This is a genomic window from Kitasatospora albolonga (genome assembly GCF_039535905.1).
GTDB lineage: Bacteria > Actinomycetota > Actinomycetes > Streptomycetales > Streptomycetaceae > Kitasatospora > Kitasatospora albolonga.
Genome location: NZ_BAAAYB010000035.1, coordinates 1 through 17,925 on the forward strand (window position 1 = coordinate 1; position 17,925 = coordinate 17,925).

Sequence of the window (17,925 nt, forward strand, 5' to 3'; positions counted from 1 at the left end):
GTGCGCACGTCCCCCGCTCCAGGGCCGATAGGCTCGTCCGCCGGGGGAGCGATCAAGGGGTGGGGTTTGGCTGAGGTGCGGCACGCGTTGTTGATCGGCGTGGGGGAGACCCTCGACGCGGAGCGGGAGTTCGGGTCGCTCGCGGAGCCGGTCGCCGCCGACCTGGCCGCGATGCGTACGGCGCTGGAGGAGTCCGGGTACCTCGTCGAGACCGTCACCGGGCGGGATGCCGGGCGCTCGGGCATCGCCACCGCGATCGAGGAGGCTGCCTCCGCCGTCCCCGAGGGCGGCACCTTCCTGCTGTACTTCTCCGGCCACGGCGTCCGCCACGGCCGCACCGACTACCTCGTTCCGGCCGACGCCCGTGCCCCGCTGGAGGGGCCGTGGCGCCGCTCGCACCTGGAGTCCCTGCTCCCGGCCGACGTCAGCGACTACCTGACGGACTGCCGGGCGGGCCTGGTGCTCTGGCTGATCGACGCCTGCCGCGACTCGCTGAACGGGGCGGACGAGGGGTTCGGCACCGCCGTCACCCGGGGCCAGCCCGCCGGCCGCTACGCCGTCGTGGTCGGCTGTTCCCCGGGCCAGCGCAGCGGTTACTCGGAGGAGGGCAGCTTCTTCACCCGCGGCCTCGCCGAGGCGCTCGGTTCGCTCTCCGCTCCGAGGACGGTCCAGGAGGTGTTCGAGGCGGCCCGGGCCAGGACGGTCCGTTCGGCGGCGATGGCGGGGCACCGGCAGGACGCCTGGATCCGCTACGGCGCCGATCAGGAGGAGGCGGCCAGGGGGACCGAGATCTGCAGCGGACGGCAGCTGCTGAAGGAGTGGGAGGCGGCGGTCACGGCACCCGCCCTCTGGGAGGTGGTGGCGCCCGGTCAGGAGGAGGTCGTCGGTCGGCTGCAGCAGGCCCTGGTGGAGCTGGTGCGGGACTGCGCGCGGTCGGTGCACCGTGCGCAGTCCCGGCTTCCGGACCCGTGGGCCGACGAGGACTTCCCGCTGCGGCTGCTGCGGGTCCTGCCGCAGCTGCTGCCGCAGGACCGGGGCAGTTGCCTGCCGGTCGAAGTCTCCGCCTTGGCAGCCGCGCCCTTCCTGTACGAGCAGGCGCGGGCCGACCGCTGGTTGCAGCTGGCCGAGATCGCGCCGCTGAATGCCGAACGCCTGCCGCGCGGCGGCCAGTTGAGGCGTCACCTGGAGCAGGTGCACGACCACTACCGCCCTCTCGCCCGGCGGCTGGAACGCTGCCTGGAGGGCAATCGCCCTGGGGACGCCGAGACCCTGGCGCTCTGGTTGGCGCACCGGTGGGTCAACGAGCGGTTCGAGACGGACGCGGTCGCCGTGCCGGCACAGGCGGCCGGGGAGTTCGCGGAGCTGGTCGGCGGATCGCGCTCGGCCGAACTCGTCTCCGCACTACGGGAGTTGGCGGGCCAGATCGGGCTCGACCTGCCCGCCGAGTCGGAGGCGGGACGGGAGGAGGTCCGGATCCGCCCGTTCGGCCTTGCCGCGCAGGCACTGCGGATCCGTCCGTTGGCCGCCCTGCTCCGGTTGGCGGCCGCCTTGGCCGCCGACGCGCGGGCGCTGCCTTCGGTGGTCGCCGACCATCTGGCCGTCTCCGACCCCGTGACGCCCGACCTCCTGCTGCGGGTGGTCCGGGAGGCGGAGTGGGAGCGCGACGCCCAGGGGCTTCTCCACCTGTACCTGGTGAGTCCGCACCAGGCCGTGCACGCGGCGATGGCCGAGATCGTCGAGCGGGCCGACCGCATCGCGGAGGGCATCGGCCGGGGGCGCGAACGGCTGCCGGCCCGGGAGGCGGACCTGCTGGCGGCCGTTCCGCAGCGCGTGACCGACAACCATCTGGAGGCGGGCTCCCGGGACGGGCGGGCCCGGTACGAGGTCCCGTTGTTGCGCTTCCAGTTGGCGCAGTCGGAGGTGCGGGAGCTGTTGATGGGTCGGCAGCTGTACGGGGAGCCGGAGTTGGCGATCCGTGAGCTGTACCAGAACGCGATGGACGCCTGCCGCTACCGCGCGATGCGCTGGCGGTACCTGCGCGCCAAGGGGCCGGTGCCGGTGCCGTGGACGGGGCGGATCTCCTTCACGCAGGGGGTGGACGCGGCTGGGCGGCGGTACGTGGAGTGCCGGGACAACGGTGTGGGGATGGGCCGGGAGCAGCTGAAGTCGACGTTCACGCGGGCGGGGCGGCGGTTCGAGCAGTCGCGGTCGTTCCGGCGGGAGCAGGCGGCCTGGCTGCGGCACGACCCGGAGCTGCGCCTCTACCCCAACTCGCGTTTCGGGATCGGGGTGTTGAGCTACTTCATGCTGGCCGAGGAGATGACCGTTGTCACCCGCGAGGTCTTCCCGGACGGCGTGGTGGCCCCGCACGCGCTGCGGGTGGGGATCCCCAGCAGCGGCAGTCTCTTCCGGATCCAGCAGCAGACCGACCCCACGGAGGACGACCTCCCGGAGGGCGGCACCCGGGTCCGGCTCTACCTGCGCCAGGACGCGGACCTGGCCGAGCTGTCCTGCGTGACGACGCTGGACCGCCACGTGGCGGTCAGCGAGTTCGCGATGGAGGCGAGGGACGGGCACCTGGCGGAGGAGTGGGTGGCGGACGTCCTGCGCCCGGGCCCGTGGAACGCCGACGGGGACGCCCAGCCGGCGGTGGACAGGACGCTCTGGTGGGTGCGGGGGAGCGGGGCCGTGCTCTGCGACGGGATCGTCTCCGACCGGCGGCCGACCGGGTACGTGCTGAACCTGACCGGGCCGCGGGCCGGGCGGCTGAGCGTGGACCGCAAGACGCTGCAGGAGTACGACCGGGAGTGGGAGACGGTCACGTGCCTGGCGGGGCTCGACGCGCTGATCGCCTGGCCCCGGATCAGCATGGAGTGGTTCTGGCACCTGGAGCTCCGTGAACTCCCGCTGGCCCGGGCTCTCTGGCCGAGGCTGAAGGACCGGGGCCTGGCCGTGCCGGTGGCCGTGGAGCGGGAGGAGGAGGGCCGCTACGTCCGTTTGGGCGAGGCCGGCTGGTGCCATCTCGACCGAGACCCCTATGCCGCGGACCTGCACAGACTCTCCAGCTCCGTGTCCTCCGCGCTCATCGACTGGCGCACGGCTGCCCGGTGGGCGGCCCGGACCTTGGAGGGGCAGGTGCCGCCGCGCCTCCTCACGGGCTACCCCGTCGCCGCACCCGGGGACTTCGCCAGGGCCGAGGTCCTGGCCGACGGTTGGAAGGCGGTCCTGCGGGAGGCATCCGACCGGGGTCTGAGCCTGGGCGACTTCCAGCGCGAGGGACGCGCTCTGCGGATCTGCCACCCGGAGCTGGCCGCTCCACGCCTGGTACCGGAGTTGGCGCGGTTCGCCCTGTCCGACGGTGACCTGCCCCTGATCGACGCGCTCGACTGGGCGCTGCCGGCACAGCAGACGGACAGTCGCTTCTACACACGCATGTGGCTCTCCGAGCTGGACGGCCTGCTCTGGGCGTCCATGCTGCTCCGTCGACCGCTGGGTGAGTTGGTCGACCGCCTGCACCGGCTCGCGCCGCTGCACGGCCTGGAGCTTCCCACCGTCCCGGACCACCACCGGGACCACGTGACCACGGCGGCGGAGATCGACGTGCTGTACGTCGGCACCGGTCGGGTCACGACGCACTGGGACGTGTTGGAAGTGGCTCCGGACGGTGACGTGGAGACCGTTCTGGACACCCTGGAGGCATACGGCTGGCTCGGGTGGACGTGCCCGGACCGGTCGGCGGTCACGGCCTGGTCGGTACTCCCCGCCGAAGTGCGCTCGGCGCTCACGAAACTGACGGTCCGCCGGGAGGACGGCTGGCAGTTGCTGCCCCTGGCGGAGGTGGCCCTGGCGCACGAGCTGGAGATCACCGTGCGGCGGGCGGCCGAGCTCGTCGCCGAGCTGGCGGGGGAGTTGGGCCTGGCCCGTGCTCCGGGGCCCGGGCGAGGGGAGTCGCCGGACGAGCTGATTCCCTCCCGGGTCACGGCCGCGATGTGTTCCGATCGGGAGCAGAGGGAGACCGGGCTCGGGGCGATGGTGCGGGCAAGCCTGTTCGCACACCCCGACGAGGTCCTCGAGGCGGTGGAGGAGCTGAGCCGGCTGGGTGTCCCGCTGCCGCCCGGGAGCGAGCTGATCCGGGAGTGGCGGGAGCTGCGCCTCCAAGCCAAGGTCGTGATGGCGAACGGCAGCTCCGAGGGTGAGGACAGCATCAGTCCGGCCGAGCGCATGACCGAAGCGGGCCTGTTCGCCGCTGCGCGGCGTCTGGGCGAGCCGCTGGAGGAGGTCTGGGCGCTGGCCCGGACGATGGCGGACCGGTTCGGGCTCCCCTGCCCGGAGCTTCCACCGGGCCTCGCCGGCTTCCGGCCCGGCCCGCAGCACAGCAGGGCGCTGCTGGAGGGCGGCGAGTCCGATCCGCTCGCCCTGCGGGCGGGTCGCCCCGCCGACCCGCCGAAGTGGAAGCAGCTGACCGGCGAGCTGCTGGCCGAGTTCGCCGGGCTGGAGGGCAGACGCGACCCCGGGGACGCGTACCGGGAGTTGGCGAGGGTCCGCGATTTCGGCGCGCTGGTACCGGAGCTGACGTCCGAGCAGATCGCCGCGTTGCACTCCGCCTCGTGCGACGCACCCACCCGCGCAGCGTTGAAGGACGACTACCGGGTCAGCGATTCCGGCACTCCGCTGGTGCCGTTGGACCTGGTGAGCATCGCCGGCCGGCTCGGCGAGTCGGTCGCCGAGGTGTGGCGGCGGATCGAGCCCTACCTCGCGCTCGGCCCGGCGCCGCAGGTGCCGGAGCGGCCCGACGTGCTGCCGCTCTGGCAGGACTTCGCGATCCTCTCCGTGTACCTGGACGGGCTGCTCCCGGCCGTCACGGGGCGGGTGAGCCGCGAGGACGTGGCGTTCGTGGCGGGGGAGATCGGCGAGGGCGAGGAGTGGGTCTGGGACCGGCTGGAGCTCTACCGGGGAATGTTCGGGCTGGACTTGGGAGAACGGAAGCAGGATGGCTGAGCACAGGTTCGAGGAGCCGTACGTGGAGCAGCGGCTGCCCGACGCACCGCAGGCGGACTACACGCGCACGGAGGACGGCAAGGGCGTCCGGGTGGTGGGCCCGTGCCCTCGGTGCCAGGGGCGGACGGAGACCAACTGGGCCCACGGGCTGGCGGGCACCGGGACGAAGGCGATCTTCCGGCGGAACCGGGCGGTGCCCGCCGAGCCCCTGCCCGAGGTGCACTACTGCGAGTGCGGCTATCCCCATCCGGGGATGGCGCCGAACGCCCCGTTCACCGGCTGCGGCGCGAGCTGGCAGATCGGGGTGGCGCCGTGAGCGAGCAGGCGGACCGCCGATGGGAGGCGCTGGCACGGGAGTTGGAGTTCACCCAGCTGCCGGAGCTGCGCAAGCAGGCCGAGGGCTGGCGCAACGGGCTGTCGGGCCTGGCCGCCCTGGTGGCCGTGCTGACCGTCCTCAAGGGGCGGGACGGACTGGCCGAACTCCCCGACGGGCTGCGCAACGTGGCGGGCATCGCGGTCGCCACCGCCTTCGTGCTGCTGGTGTCCGGGACGCTGCTCGCCGTCCGGGCCGCGCACGGCAGTCCGGGGGAGACCATCCTGCGCAACGGCCCGCGGCTCAGGGCCTGGACGGACCTGGAGATCGGACGGGTCACCAAGGGCGTGCGGCGGGCGACTTGGTGCTGTGTCCTCGGCCTGGTGGCGGCCACGGCGGCCGTGGCGGTGGCCTGGTTCGGGGCGCCGCCCGCGCCCGCGCACCCGGTGCGGGTCGGTGAGGTGTGCGGCGATCTGGTCTCGGCCGGGCCGGACGGGATCGTGCTCAAGGTGAACGGCGAGGAGAAGCGGCTGGCCGCCGGGACCGTGACGGCCGTGGGGAAGTGCGCCCAGCAGTGAGGCGCGGGTAGCCGGTACCGCTCGTGGGCGGGGCGGACCGGTCCGGCAGGGCAGGTCGGTCAGCTGGCGAGCGCCTCGTCCAAGGCGTGGAGTGCGCGCTCGAACCCGTGGTCGGAGGTGGCGGCGAAGCCGATCAGCAGGCCGCCGGGGCGGCCCGGGGCGGCGGCCGGGTCGTGGTGGAGCTCCGTCAACCCGCTCAGGGCGATGCCGAGTTCGGCGCAGCGGGCCAGCAGGGCGGCCTCCTCGCGGTCGGTGGTGGCCAGGGTGTGCAGTCCGGCGGGGACCCCGTGCGGGGTGAAGTCCGGGTGGCGGTCCAGGAGCCGGTGCAGCAGGAGGCGGCGCCGGCGGTAGCGGAGCCGGGCGGCGCGGACGTGCCGGTCGTAGGCGTGGGTGTCGATCAGCTCGGCCAGCACGAGCTGGCCGAGGGTCTCGGTGTAGAGGTCGGCCCGCTCCTTGGCCTCGACCACGGGGCGCACCAGGTGCGGGGGCAGGGCGAGCCAGCCCAGGCGCAGGGCGGGGCCGAGGGTCTTGGAGGCGCTGCCGCAGTAGGCCGTGCGGTCGGGGGCCAGCGCCTGGAAGGCGCCGACCGGGCGGCGGTCGTGGCGGAAACTCGCCGTCGTAGTCGTCCTCGATCACCAGGCCGTCCGTGCGGCGGGCCCAACTCGCCAGCGCCCGGCGGCGGTCAGGGTGCAGCGGCACACCGGTCGGGTACTGGTGCGAGGGGGTGAGCAGGACCGCCGATGCCGTCAGGGTCTCCACCCGGGCGCCGTCGCCGTCCACCGGGGACGGGCAGCACCCGCAGCCCCGCGCGGGCCACCACCTCGCGGTAGGTGCGGTGGCCGGGGTCCTCGGCCGCCAGCTCGGTGACGCCGGAGGCCCGCAGTACCTCGGCCAGCAGGCCGATCGACTGGTAGAACCCCGAGGTGATCACCACCTGGTCCGGCGTGGTCAACACCCTCGGGTGCGGCCGAGTGGGCGGCCAGGGCGGCACGCAACTCGGCCGCCCTGCGGGTCGCCGGGGCCGAAGTCCGCGGGACGGGCCCTGGCCAGCACCCGACGGGTGGCGGTCAGCCAGGCCCGGGTGGGGAAGGCGCTGCGTCGGGCGTGCCGGGTCCGAGGTCGTGGAGGACGGGTGGTGCGGGCGGGCGGCGGCCGCGAACGCGGAGACGGTGGGCGGGAGTTCGGCGACGGTGGTGGCGCGCCGGCCGGGTGAGCAGCAGACCTTCGGCCACCAGCTGGTCGTAGTCGGCGGTGACGTGTGCCGGGGCCCAGGCCGAGTTCGCGGGCCAGGGCACGGGTGGAGGGCAGGGCCGAGCCGGGGCCGAGGCGGCCCTCGCGGACGGCGGTCCGCAGGGCGTGCTCCAGTCCGGCTGCACGGCGCCCGGGCCGAGGGCACGACGTCCAGGTGCAGGTCGAGCGCACGCGTGGTTCGCGACGTACTGGACCAGTCCTCCGTCATGAAACTGGACCTTACCGCTGGGCCGGACGCTGCTTAGCGTGAGATGCGTCCCTCTCGTGAACCACCCTGGAGAGCCCCGTGCCCGTCATCGCCCACCTCAGCCGACCACCACCTGGACGGCTCGCGCGGGCCGCCGACGCACCCGCGCGGTGATGGCGTACTCGACGCGCTGCCGTACGACTGGACGCCGTGCTGGTCAGCGGTGACGTCGCGGACACGGCAGCGCCGAGTACCGGGAGGCCAGGAGCTGCTGAGCACCCGTCACCGCTGCTGGTCCTGCGGGCAACCACGACGAGCGCGCGGCTTCCGCTCGTCCTGCTGGGCGAGGGACCCCGTGGCGGTGGACGGTGCACCGTGAACGGCTGCACGTCGCGGAGGGGTTCGCGTCGCTCTCTGTGACTCGACCGCCCGGGCGGGACGACGGTGTGCTGGACGAGGGACGTTGGAGGGCTGGACGGCGTGCTGGTTTCGTGCGGGTGCCGGTCTCGTCGCGTTCCACCACCCGCCGGTGCCTCTGGGCATCCCGTACCTGGACGGGCTGCGGCAGTTCGGCGCCGAGCGGCTGGCCGCGGTGACCGCCCGCCATCCGCACGTGGCGGCCTTCCTCGCGCACGCCCACCCTGTCGACCGCCACCACCTTCGCGGGCCGCCATTGGTGGCTGGCCCGGGCGTGGTGTCGACCGCGGGCATCCTCTGGGAGGCGCGGCGACACCGGACGCGCATGTGCACCGGGGGCTGCCGCCGGCGGTGGCGTCCACGTCCTGGACTGTGAGGGGCGCTCGCCACGCACGTGCGCAGCTGCTGAGACGAGCGGGGCACGAACCAGCCAGCGGTGCACGGGATACGGCAACTGAGGGGGTGTCAGGCTCTCAGGAAACCTTCACGTACCCCTTTCGGAAGCCATGTGATGTGGCATGGTACATGGCACACTCCCCACCGTGTGTCAGTCAGGCGGCGCCAGAACGACAGCACCACTCCCGTCGCCCTTCACGGTCCGCACCCTCAGACGCCGTGCCCCGAATCACGGCTCGCAGACGGCCCGGAGGCACTCCATGCGTAGTTCCCACGACGAAGGACCCGTGCGGCTCTCGTAGCCGCGTTGATCTGTTGTCTGGGTCTTGCTGTCATCACCACCAGGGCGCGGCCCGCGACACCAAGGGTCCGCAGCCCGTCCCGGCGCCCGCGCGGTGCCGCCCCGCAGCCGCGATCTCTCCATCGCCCGGGACGCCCGCGCCGAGGACGGCCACGGCGCGCGTCGACGCGGCGCAGCGCGCCCCGTTCCAGACCGTCGAGACCCCGCGAAGAGCGAGCAGATCCGCATCCAAGCTCTCGGCCGGCGCCGCCGCGGCGGCGGCTGCCGCTGCACCGTCTCCGACTTCACTCCAAGACGGCGCGCGCTGGTCCAGCAGGTCAAGTCGGCGAGCACGGCTGCGTGAACACCTCTTCACCTGAAGGGCGCGGACGCCCGGGCCGCGTTCCGCGAGGCGCAGATGGTCACCATCGCCGACGCGCTGCGCGACCAACGTCGCCAACTACCCGGCGACAACAGCACGTCCACCCTCCAGCTGGTGCTCTTCCTGCGGGCGGCTACTTCGTCCAGTGGTACGACACGCCGTCGGCGACTACGGCCCGGCCCTGAAGAGCTCATCGAGGGCGCACTCGACGCATTCTCGCGGCCCCGCGCTCGGCGACGCCAATGACGCCAACGCAACATCCTGGCCGAGACCGTCACCCTGATCGACAGCTCCCAGCGCAACGCCCGCACCTCTACGGGTGAAGGCTGCTGACCAACTACACGAACTCCTACAACAGTTCGTGGTACATGGTCGCCGCGACCAACAACGCCTACAACGTGCTGTGCCGCGGCCACCAGATGGACGACTTCCTGCCGCCGGCAGCCGACCCGGCGCTGTTCACCGTGCTGCGCGACTTCGCCGTCGCCACGACGACCTGACGCCGGACACCGACCAGTGTACTGGCGCCAACGCCGGCCGCGAGCTCGGCCGCTTCTGCGCCCACGACGCGCTGAAGCCGACGATCCGCCCGCTGGTCAAGGAGTGCCGGCCGCAGCAGCACTCACCGGCCGTACCGGCTCGCTCTGGATCGCGCTGGCCGAGATGGCGACTCCTACGGACCAGGCCAACTGCGCCTACTACGAGGTCTGTCGACCTGGCCGCCAAGTCAGGCCGCCGTCCTGACGGTCAGTACACACTGACAGCCCGAGCATCCGGATCGTCGCGCAGGAGATGACCGAGGCCAACCTGGCCGCGGCCTGCTACCAGCCTGACCAGCCAGGAGCGCCTACTTCCACAAGGTCGTCCAGGACAAGGGCCCGGTGCGGACGACAACAACAACACCGATCGAGGTCGGGTCTTCAACTCCAGTGCCGACTACAAGAGTGTACGCCGGGAAGATCTTCGACATCTCCACCGACAACGGCGGCATGTACCTGGAGGGCAAGCCCGAGGCGGCCGGCAACCAGCGCGCTTCGTCGCTACGAGGCGGAGTGGCTCCGGCCGGACTTCCAGATCTGGAACCTGAACCACGAGTACACCCACTACCTCGACGGCCGCTTCGACATGTACAGGCGACTTCAGGGGCCGGGCAGACCACGCCGACCGTGATGTGGGTCGAGGGGCTTCGCGAGTAGTCTCCTACTCCTACCGGGGCGTCACGTACGACCGGGCGGTCACGAGGCCGGCAAGAACACGTACAAGTCAGCACGCTGTTCGACACCACCTACGACAACTCGGACTCCACCAAGGTCTACCAGTGGGGCATACCTGGCGGTGCGCTACCGCTCCAGTCCAACCCGCAGGACATGACGCGCTGTTGGCCGAGTACCGCACACGGGGACTGGGCCGGTGCCCGCACCCTGCTGACCTCGACCATCGGCACCCGCTACGACGCGACTTCGCCGCTGGCTGGCGAAGTGCGCGGGCCGGCGACTGCGGCACCACCGCCCCGGTCAACCAGGCTCCCTCGGCCGGCTTCACACGCCTGGCCACCGGCCTGTCGGTCAACTTCACGACGTCTCCGTCGACCGGACGGCACCATCGCCTCCCGCGCCTGGGACTTCGGCGACGGCACCTCCACCACCACGCCAACCCGACCAAGGTCTACACCGCGGCCGGCACCTACACCGTGAAGCTCACCGTCACCGACGACAAGGGCGCCACCGCCAGCACCAGCAAGCCGGTCGCCGTGGTGGCGCGCCCAAGGGCGAGTGCACCTCGGCCCGGACGGGACGAGTTGGGGCAAGAAATGCCAGCGCTCGAACGTCTCCGCCACCGCGGGGAACCACAGCGCCTTCTTCGTCTTCCTCCCGGCCAAGGTCAACTCGCTGAAGATCACCGTCTCCGGCGGCACCGGCGAGGCCGACCTCTACTACAACCCCAACGGCTGGGCCACCACCTCCGACTGGACCGCCCGCTCGGTGAAGACCGGCAACGCGGAGACCCTCACCATCAAGAAGCCGCCGGCCGGCTACGTCTACATCAGCTCTTCGCGGCCAAGAGCTTCGAGGGCGTCACCGTCAAGACCGAGTTCTGAGCGACCGGTTGACCACCCGCTGAACCGAACGGCCCCGCCCACCGCGACCCGGTGGGCGGGGCTTCCGGCTCGCTTCCTCAGTGCTCGGCGATAGCGGCGGCCAGACGGCGCAGGCCCTCCTCGATCTCCTCGGGGGAGTGGGTGGTGAAGGACATCCGCAGGGTGCGCGGGTCCGGGTCGACGGCGTGGAACGGCGCGCCGGGGACGTAGGCCACGTCGTGCCGGACGGCGGTGGCGAGCAGCTCGGTGGCGTCGTAACCCTCGGGCAGGGTGACCCAGAGGAACATGCCCGCCCTCGGGCCGGTTCCACCTGCTGCCCGGAGGAAGGGCCTTGGGCAGCCCGGCGAGCAGCGCGTCGCGCCGCTCCCGGTAGGCCGCGGTGATCTTCGCGAGGTGCGCGTCCAGGTCGGCGTCGCGCAGGTACCGGGCGGCGGCGGCCTGGTCGATGGTGGAGGTGTGCAGGTCGGCCGACTGCTTGACCACCGTGCAGGCCCGGCGCAGCGCGGCCGGCGCGCGCAGGTACCCGAGCCGCAGGCCCGGCGCGAGCACCTTGGAGAAGGAGCCCAGCAGCACGGTGCGGTCCTCGGCCCCGGGCAGTCCGACGATCCACGGCTGCGGCTCGCCGTCGAAGCGCAGCTCGCCGTACGGGTCGTCCTCGGCGATCCAGAAGCCGTACCGCCCGGCCAGCTCGGCCACTCGGCGGCGGCGCTCGGCGGGGAGCGTACGGCCGGTCGGATTCTGGAAGTTGGGCACCAGGTAGAGCAGCTTGGGCCGCTCGGCCGCCACCACCTCCTCCAGCGCCTCCGGGACCAGCCCCTGTTCGTCGGTCGGCACCGGCACGACGCGGGCCCCCGCGAAGGCGAAGGCCTGGAGCGCGGCGAGGTAGCACGGATCCTCGACCAGCACCACGTCCCCCGGCTCCAGCAGCGCGGTGATCAGCAGCGTCAGCCCCTGCTGCGACCCGGTGGTCACCACCAGGTCCTCCGCCCCGGTCGCCAGCCCACGCTCCGTCAGCCGCTCGGCTATCGCGGCCCGCAGCGCCGGATCGCCCTCAGTGGTGGAGTACTGCAACGCCTGGTCCGGCGTCTCCGCCAGCACCCGGTCGAAGGCCGCCCGCAGCCCGGCGACGTCGAACAGCTCGGGGGCCGGCAGCCCGCCCGCGAACGACACCACCTCCGGACGGGCGGTCAGGGCGAGGATCTCCCGCACGGCGGAGGGCGCCACGGAGGCGGCCCGGCTGGCGAACGACGGCAGCTCGGCTCTGGTCATCCCCCGAGCGTACGAGGTGACCCGGTCCGGTTCGAGCCCCTTTCCACGGCTTGAGAATCGGACCTCCACCTGCCGGGGCGTCAGCCCCGGGGGAGGACCAGGGACTGGATGTCGGGGAGGGTGCGCCAGTCGCTGGTGGCGATCGAGGCGTGGGCGGCGGCGAGTTGGGTGATGCGGGCGCGGGCCTGGTCGGGGGTGGGGGTGGTGGCGGAGATGGCGGGGGCGACGCTGTGGGCGTCGGTCATCACCAGGAGGTAGTGGTTGCGGTCGTACCAGGAGAGGTCGGCGCCGTTGGTGAGGTAGGCGGCGGCGTCGCCGTCGAAGACGGCGAACCAGGGGCGGATGGTGGTGTCGGCGTACTTGGTGCGGGGGTCGCCGCCGGCGGCGCCGTGGACGGCGGGGAAGACCTGGGCCTGGGAGAGGCGGCCGGCGGCGGCCAGGTCACGGAGGTGGCGGGCGTACTCGACGTCGGTGTGCAGGGTGTCGAAGGGGTTCTGCTCCTCGACGGTGCCCGGGATGACGTGCAGCAGGACGCGGCCGGCGAGGGCGGCACGGGAGGGCCAGGCGCCGGCGCGGGCGGCGGCGTCCAACGACGGGTGCGAGCCCAGGAGATCGGCGGGGCGGAAGACGGCGGGGCCGAGGTGGGCGGCGATCAGGGCGTCGAGCTGGGCGGGGCCCATGCCGCGGTTGGCGGCGAAGCCGCCCTTGAGTTCGAGCTTGACGACCAGGGGGCCGGAGGTGGGGTGGGCGCCGAGCCAGAGGCGGATGTCGTCGAGGCAGTGTTCGAGGTTCTTGTTGCCGGAGCCGGTGTAGAGCTGGGCGGCGGAGGTGGCGGCGACGCAGTTGTTGGCGTTGCCGAGGGGGTTGGAGTGGCTGACCTTCCACTCGGTGGTGACGGTGTCGGTCCAGGCGTCGAGCTCGATGAGGGAGGTGCCGGTGTCCAGGGCCTTGGCCAGGTAGGGGAAGGCGGCCGGGTCGTAGGTGTTGTGGATGCCGACCGTGGTGGCGCCGATGAAGGGGAGCGGGCCGGCGGGGGCGGCGGAGGCCGGGGCGTCCGGCAGGAGCGCGAGGGTGGTGGCGGCGAGCAGGGCGGCGGCGGTCCGACGGAGCGTCAAGGGTCTCTCCTGGCAGAGGGGGTGGAGGCAGCTCAGGGTGGACCATGGGAGTGGACGCGCGGTGACATGACAAGGAAGTTGGCAGGAAGCCTACGCCACGGGCGCCTTGACCCCGGCATGTCAGGGCCTCACCATCGTGCTGGCGCGCGCCGCAGCTCCTCCCTCCATTCCGTCCTACCGGACCCCCACAGGAGGACAGTCATGCGACTGCCCCGTCGCGGAAAGCCCGCCGTGGCTGCTGCCGCGCTGCTCGCGCTCGCCCTGGCCGTGCCGCTCGGCACCGACGCCAGCGCCAAACCCGTTGCGCCGAACGAGAGTTCCGTCGCGGACGAGACCATCACCCAGTACGCCGTCGACGGCCCGAGCACGGTGGCCGACCGCTCGGCGATCGCCGCCACCGGGGTGTCGATCGACGAGGTGGACGCCCGCTCGGTGGTGGTGTCGGCCACCAAGGGCGAGGCGGCCCGACTGCGCACCATGGGTTGGAAGTTGACCGCCCTTCCGGGCCAGGAGAGCCAGCAGCTCCCGGGCGCGAAGGACATCACGATCAACGACTTCCCGAGCAAGGACTCGATGTACCACAACTACGCCGAGGCGACGGCGGAGATCAACGCCCTGGTGGCCAAGTACCCGGCCATCATGAGCAAGCGGGTGATCGGCAAGTCCTACGAGGGCCGCGACCTGTTCGCCATCAAGATCAGCGACAACGTGGCCACCGACGAGGCCGAGCCGGAGGTGCTGTTCACCGCCCACCAGCACGCCCGCGAGCACCTCACCGTCGAGATGGCGCTCTACCTGATGCACGAGTTCGGCGACAAGTACGCCACCGACAGCCGGATCGCGGGCGTGGTGAACAGCCGCGAGATCTGGATCGTGCCGGACGTCAACCCGGACGGCGGCGAGTACGACATCGCCACCGGGAGCTACCGCAGCTGGCGCAAGAACCGGCAGCCCAACTCCGGTTCCAGCAGCGTCGGCACCGACCAGAACCGCAACTGGGACTACAAGTGGGGCTGCTGCGGCGGCAGTTCGAGCTCCACCTCCAGCGAGACCTACCGGGGCAGCGCGCCGGAGTCCGCCAAGGAGGTGAAGGTGGTCTCCGACTTCGTGCGCAGCCGGATCGTCGGCGGCAAGCAGCAGATCACCGCCGCCATCGACTTCCACACCTACAGCGAGCTGGTGCTCTGGCCGTTCGGGTGGACGTACAACGACACCGCGCCGGGCATGACCACCGACGAGCGCAACACCTTCGCCACCCTCGGCAAGACCATGGCCGCCAGCAACGGCTACACCCCCGAGCAGTCGAGCGACCTCTACATCACCGACGGGACCATCGACGACTGGCTGTGGGGCGCGCAGCGGATCTTCGCCTACACCTTCGAGATGTACCCGACCGGCAGCGGTGGCGGCGGCTTCTACCCGCCCGACGAGGTCATCAGCCGGGAGACCAGCCGGAACCGGGACGCGGTGCTCAAGCTGCTGGAGACGGCGGACTGCATGTACCGGGTGATCGGCAAGCAGCAGCAGTACTGCGGCATCGCGTCCTGATGACCGCACCGTGAGTTCGCTCCGCCGGCCGGGCCTGCCCGGGTCCCGGCCGGCGGGGCGTCAGGAGGAACGTCAGGACGCCGCGGAGACCCGGGAGTTGACCAGGCGCAGGGCCGCCTCGGAGGGCGACCCCGGTTCGGCGGTGTAGACGACCAGGAACTGGGCCGTGTCGTCCGGGACCAGCAGGCACTCGTAGTCGAGGGTGAACTCCCGGCCGCCGGGTGCCGCGCAGGTGGTAGCGGCAGTGGAGTTCACCCTCGACTACGAGTGCCTGCTGGTCCCGGACGACACGGACCAGTCCTGGTCGTCTACACCGCCGAACCGGGGTCGCCCTCCGAGGCGGCCCTGCGCACTGGTCAACTCCCGGGTCTCGCGGCGTCCTGACGTTCCTCCTGACGCCCCGCCGGGCCGGGGACCCGGGCAGGCCCGGCCGGCGGAGCGAACTCACGGTGCGGTCATCAGGACGCGATGCCGCAGTACTGCTGCTGCTTGCCGATCACCCGGTACATGCAGTCCGCCGTCTCCAGCAGCTTGAGCACCGCGTCCCGGTTCCGGCTGGTCTCCCGGCTGATGACCTCGTCGGGCGGGTAGAAGCCGCCGCCACCGCTGCCGGTCGGGTACATCTCGAAGGTGTAGGCGAAGATCCGCTGCGCGCCCCACAGCCAGTCGTCGATGGTCCCGTCGGTGATGTAGAGGTCGCTCGACTGCTCGGGGGTGTAGCCGTTGCTGGCGGCCATGGTCTTGCCGAGGGTGGCGAAGGTGTTGCGCTCGTCGGTGGTCATGCCCGGCGCGGTGTCGTTGTACGTCCACCCGAACGGCCAGAGCACCAGCTCGCTGTAGGTGTGGAAGTCGATGGCGGCGGTGATCTGCTGCTTGCCGCCGACGATCCGGCTGCGCACGAAGTCGGAGACCACCTTCACCTCCTTGGCGGACTCCGGCGCGCTGCCCCGGTAGGTCTCGCTGGAGGTGGAGCTCGAACTGCCGCCGCAGCAGCCCCACTTGTAGTCCCAGTTGCGGTTCTGGTCGGTGCCGACGCTGCTGGAACCGGAGTTGGGCTGCCGGTTCTTGCGCCAGCTGCGGTAGCTCCCGGTGGCGATGTCGTACTCGCCGCCGTCCGGGTTGACGTCCGGCACGATCCAGATCTCGCGGCTGTTCACCACGCCCGCGATCCGGCTGTCGGTGGCGTACTTGTCGCCGAACTCGTGCATCAGGTAGAGCGCCATCTCGACGGTGAGGTGCTCGCGGGCGTGCTGGTGGGCGGTGAACAGCACCTCCGGCTCGGCCTCGTCGGTGGCCACGTTGTCGCTGATCTTGATGGCGAACAGGTCGCGGCCCTCGTAGGACTTGCCGATCACCCGCTTGCTCATGATGGCCGGGTACTTGGCCACCAGGGCGTTGATCTCCGCCGTCGCCTCGGCGTAGTTGTGGTACATCGAGTCCTTGCTCGGGAAGTCGTTGATCGTGATGTCCTTCGCGCCCGGGAGCTGCTGGCTCTCCTGGCCCGGAAGGGCGGTCAACTTCCAACCCATGGTGCGCAGTCGGGCCGCCTCGCCCTTGGTGGCCGACACCACCACCGAGCGGGCGTCCACCTCGTCGATCGACACCCGGTGGCGGCGATCGCCGAGCGGTCGGCCACCGTGCTCGGGCCGTCGACGGCGTACTGGGTGATGGTCTCGTCCGCGACGGAACTCTCGTTCGGCGCAACGGGTTTGGCGCTGGCGTCGGTGCCGAGCGGCACGGCCAGGGCGAGCGCGAGCAGCGCGCGGCAGCAGCCACGGCGGGCTTTCCGCGACGGGGCAGTCGCATGACTGTCCTCCTGTGGGGGTCCGGTAGGACGGAATGGAGGGAGGAGCTGCGGCGCGCGCCAGCACGATGGTGAGGCCCTGACATGCCGGGGTCAAGGCGCCCGTGGCGTAGGCTTCCTGCCAACTTCCTTGTCATGTCACCGCGCGTCCACTCCCATGGTCCACCCTGAGCTGCCTCCACCCCCTCTGCCAGGAGAGACCCTTGACGCTCCGTCGGACCGCCGCCGCCCTGCTCGCCGCCACCACCCTCGCGCTCCTGCCGGACGCCCCGGCCTCCGCCGCCCCCGCCGGCCCGCTCCCCTTCATCGGCGCCACCACGGTCGGCATCCACAACACCTACGACCCGGCCGCCTTCCCCTACCTGGCCAAGGCCCTGGACACCGGCACCTCCCTCATCGAGCTCGACGCCTGGACCGACACCGTCACCACCGAGTGGAAGGTCAGCCACTCCAACCCCCTCGGCAACGCCAACAACTGCGTCGCCGCCACCTCCGCCGCCCAGCTCTACACCGGCTCCGGCAACAAGAACCTCGAACACTGCCTCGACGACATCCGCCTCTGGCTCGGCGCCCACCCCACCTCCGGCCCCCTGGTCGTCAAGCTCGAACTCAAGGGCGGCTTCGCCGCCAACCGCGGCATGGGCCCCGCCCAGCTCGACGCCCTGATCGCCGCCCACCTCGGCCCCGCCGTCTTCCGCCCCGCCGATCTCCTGGGCTCGCACCCGTCGTTGGACGCCGCCGCCCGCGCCGGCGCCTGGCCCTCCCGTGCCGCCCTCGCCGGCCGCGTCCTGCTGCACGTCATCCCGGGCACCGTCGAGGAGCAGAACCCCTTCGACACCCTGCACACCGACGTCGAGTACGCCCGCCACCTCCGTGACCTGGCCGCCGCCGGCCGCCTCTCCCAGGCCCAGGTCTTCCCCGCCGTCCACGGCGCCGCCGGCGGCGACCCCCGCACCAAGTACGCCGACACCACCATCCGCCCCTGGTTCGCCGTCTTCGACGGCGACGCCGCCGCCTACCTCACCAACGGCGCCGACCTCTCCTGGTACGACCGCAACCACTACCTCCTGGTGATGACCGACGCCCACAGCGTCGCCCCCGCCATCTCCGCCACCACCCCCACCCCCGACCAGGCCCGCGCCCGCATCACCCAACTCGCCGCCGCCCACGCCTCGATCGCCACCAGCGACTGGCGCACCCTCCCCGACATCCAGTCCCTGGTCCTCCCCCGGGGCTGACGCCCCGGCAGGTGGAGGTCCGATTCTCAAGCCGTGGAAAGGGGCTCGAAC

At 72.1% G+C, this 17,925-nt stretch carries 15 protein-coding genes and 5 pseudogenes; 14 read left to right on the forward strand and 6 right to left on the reverse strand.

The genetic code is table 11. The annotated features are described in order from the left end of the window. Window positions 1-75 precede the first annotated feature (75 nt). From ABD946_RS08940 to ABD946_RS08950, 3 genes are read left to right on the forward strand one after another with little or no spacing between them, the layout of a single operon-like run. Complete coding sequence (locus ABD946_RS08940) at window positions 76-4,998, forward strand: HD domain-containing protein (RefSeq protein ID WP_345281800.1); 4,923 nt, start codon at window positions 76-78, stop codon at window positions 4,996-4,998. Further along, window positions 4,991-5,314 (forward strand): hypothetical protein, encoded by a 324-nt coding sequence (locus tag ABD946_RS08945; protein ID WP_345281777.1) that lies wholly within the window; start codon window positions 4,991-4,993, stop codon window positions 5,312-5,314. The genes ABD946_RS08940 and ABD946_RS08945 overlap by 8 nt, the downstream gene beginning before the upstream one ends. Then, the gene (locus ABD946_RS08950; protein ID WP_345281779.1) at window positions 5,311-5,889 is read left to right on the forward strand and encodes a hypothetical protein; all 579 of its coding nucleotides are present in this window, start codon (window positions 5,311-5,313) and stop codon (window positions 5,887-5,889) included. The genes ABD946_RS08945 and ABD946_RS08950 overlap by 4 nt, the downstream gene beginning before the upstream one ends. Before the next feature lie 59 nt (window positions 5,890-5,948). Here ABD946_RS08950 and ABD946_RS08955 read toward each other — a convergent pair whose 3' ends face one another. Together ABD946_RS08955 and ABD946_RS08960 are read right to left on the reverse strand one after the other, a co-directional pair. Further along, on the reverse strand, window positions 5,949-6,458 hold the full coding sequence (locus ABD946_RS08955) for an aminotransferase class I/II-fold pyridoxal phosphate-dependent enzyme (RefSeq protein WP_345281801.1): 510 nt from the start codon (window positions 6,456-6,458) through the stop codon (window positions 5,949-5,951). Between the two features lie 113 nt (window positions 6,459-6,571). After that, window positions 6,572-6,841 carry a hypothetical protein gene (locus ABD946_RS08960; RefSeq protein ID WP_345281781.1) on the reverse strand — a complete coding sequence of 90 codons (270 nt, stop codon included), beginning with the start codon at window positions 6,839-6,841 and terminating at the stop codon, window positions 6,572-6,574. Window positions 6,842-7,856: 1,015 nt separating this feature from the next. Between ABD946_RS08960 and ABD946_RS08965 the strand changes: the two genes are divergently transcribed. The 9 genes and pseudogenes from ABD946_RS08965 (at window position 7,857) to ABD946_RS08985 (ending at window position 10,994) form a co-directional block, all read left to right on the forward strand. Then, window positions 7,857-8,120, forward strand: coding sequence for a metallophosphoesterase family protein (locus ABD946_RS08965; protein ID WP_345281783.1), 264 nt, complete (start codon window positions 7,857-7,859; stop codon window positions 8,118-8,120). Window positions 8,121-8,838: 718 nt separating this feature from the next. Then, a complete protein-coding gene (locus tag ABD946_RS42570; protein ID WP_425558562.1) occupies window positions 8,839-9,048 on the forward strand; it encodes a M9 family metallopeptidase N-terminal domain-containing protein in 210 nt (69 codons plus the stop codon). Between the two features lie 122 nt (window positions 9,049-9,170). After that, window positions 9,171-9,302: a hypothetical protein gene (locus tag ABD946_RS08970; RefSeq protein ID WP_425558563.1), complete on the forward strand. Its 132-nt coding sequence runs from the start codon at window positions 9,171-9,173 to the stop codon at window positions 9,300-9,302. A gap of 103 nt (window positions 9,303-9,405) precedes the next feature. Beyond that, window positions 9,406-9,546 carry a hypothetical protein gene (locus ABD946_RS08975; RefSeq protein ID WP_345281785.1) on the forward strand — a complete coding sequence of 47 codons (141 nt, stop codon included), beginning with the start codon at window positions 9,406-9,408 and terminating at the stop codon, window positions 9,544-9,546. A 137-nt stretch (window positions 9,547-9,683) separates the two neighbouring features. Beyond that, window positions 9,684-9,773: pseudogene (locus tag ABD946_RS42575) on the forward strand (hypothetical protein); the annotation flags it as partial. Between the two features lie 112 nt (window positions 9,774-9,885). After that, the gene (locus tag ABD946_RS42580; RefSeq protein WP_425558565.1) at window positions 9,886-9,972 is read left to right on the forward strand and encodes a collagenase; all 87 of its coding nucleotides are present in this window, start codon (window positions 9,886-9,888) and stop codon (window positions 9,970-9,972) included. 101 nt (window positions 9,973-10,073) lie between these two features. Next, window positions 10,074-10,199: pseudogene (locus tag ABD946_RS42585) on the forward strand (hypothetical protein); the annotation flags it as partial. Continuing rightward, window positions 10,181-10,531, forward strand: a pseudogene (locus tag ABD946_RS08980) (PKD domain-containing protein); the annotation flags it as partial. The pseudogenes ABD946_RS42585 and ABD946_RS08980, both read left to right, overlap by 19 nt. A gap of 43 nt (window positions 10,532-10,574) precedes the next feature. After that, entirely contained in the window at window positions 10,575-10,994 is a 420-nt protein-coding gene (locus tag ABD946_RS08985; RefSeq protein ID WP_345281787.1) for a PPC domain-containing protein, read from the forward strand. Here ABD946_RS08985 and ABD946_RS08990 read toward each other — a convergent pair. Together ABD946_RS08990 and ABD946_RS08995 are read right to left on the reverse strand one after the other, a co-directional pair. Beyond that, window positions 10,978-12,169 (reverse strand): annotated as a pseudogene (locus ABD946_RS08990) (aminotransferase-like domain-containing protein). The gene ABD946_RS08985 and the pseudogene ABD946_RS08990 overlap by 17 nt on opposite strands. 80 nt (window positions 12,170-12,249) lie before the next feature. Beyond that, window positions 12,250-13,284 carry a phosphatidylinositol-specific phospholipase C domain-containing protein gene (locus tag ABD946_RS08995; RefSeq protein WP_345281789.1) on the reverse strand — a complete coding sequence of 345 codons (1,035 nt, stop codon included), beginning with the start codon at window positions 13,282-13,284 and terminating at the stop codon, window positions 12,250-12,252. Between the two features lie 201 nt (window positions 13,285-13,485). On the opposite strand from ABD946_RS08995, the gene ABD946_RS09000 reads away from it, so the two are divergent. Beyond that, complete coding sequence (locus ABD946_RS09000; protein ID WP_345281791.1) at window positions 13,486-14,832, forward strand: M14 family metallopeptidase; 1,347 nt, start codon at window positions 13,486-13,488, stop codon at window positions 14,830-14,832. Window positions 14,833-14,904: 72 nt separating this feature from the next. Here ABD946_RS09000 and ABD946_RS09005 read toward each other — a convergent pair whose 3' ends face one another. Together ABD946_RS09005 and ABD946_RS09010 are read right to left on the reverse strand one after the other, a co-directional pair. Further along, window positions 14,905-15,087 carry an MmyB family transcriptional regulator gene (locus ABD946_RS09005; protein ID WP_345281793.1) on the reverse strand — a complete coding sequence of 61 codons (183 nt, stop codon included), beginning with the start codon at window positions 15,085-15,087 and terminating at the stop codon, window positions 14,905-14,907. 203 nt (window positions 15,088-15,290) lie between these two features. After that, a pseudogene (locus ABD946_RS09010) lies at window positions 15,291-16,570 on the reverse strand (M14 family metallopeptidase). Window positions 16,571-16,839: 269 nt separating this feature from the next. Between ABD946_RS09010 and ABD946_RS09015 the strand changes: the two are divergent. Then, complete coding sequence (locus ABD946_RS09015) at window positions 16,840-17,874, forward strand: phosphatidylinositol-specific phospholipase C domain-containing protein (protein WP_345281789.1); 1,035 nt, start codon at window positions 16,840-16,842, stop codon at window positions 17,872-17,874. Window positions 17,875-17,925 lie beyond the last annotated feature (51 nt).

Bases quoted from the DNA above. Each gene is read 5' to 3' on its own strand.
- ABD946_RS08945 (WP_345281777.1), top strand. From the start codon at position 4,991: ATGGCTGAGCACAGGTTCGAGGAGCCGTACGTGGAGCAGCGGCTGCCC.
- ABD946_RS42570 (WP_425558562.1), top strand. From the start codon at position 8,839: ATGGTCACCATCGCCGACGCGCTGCGCGACCAACGTCGCCAACTACCC.
- ABD946_RS08970 (WP_425558563.1), top strand. From the start codon at position 9,171: ATGGTCGCCGCGACCAACAACGCCTACAACGTGCTGTGCCGCGGCCAC.
- ABD946_RS09000 (WP_345281791.1), top strand. From the start codon at position 13,486: ATGCGACTGCCCCGTCGCGGAAAGCCCGCCGTGGCTGCTGCCGCGCTG.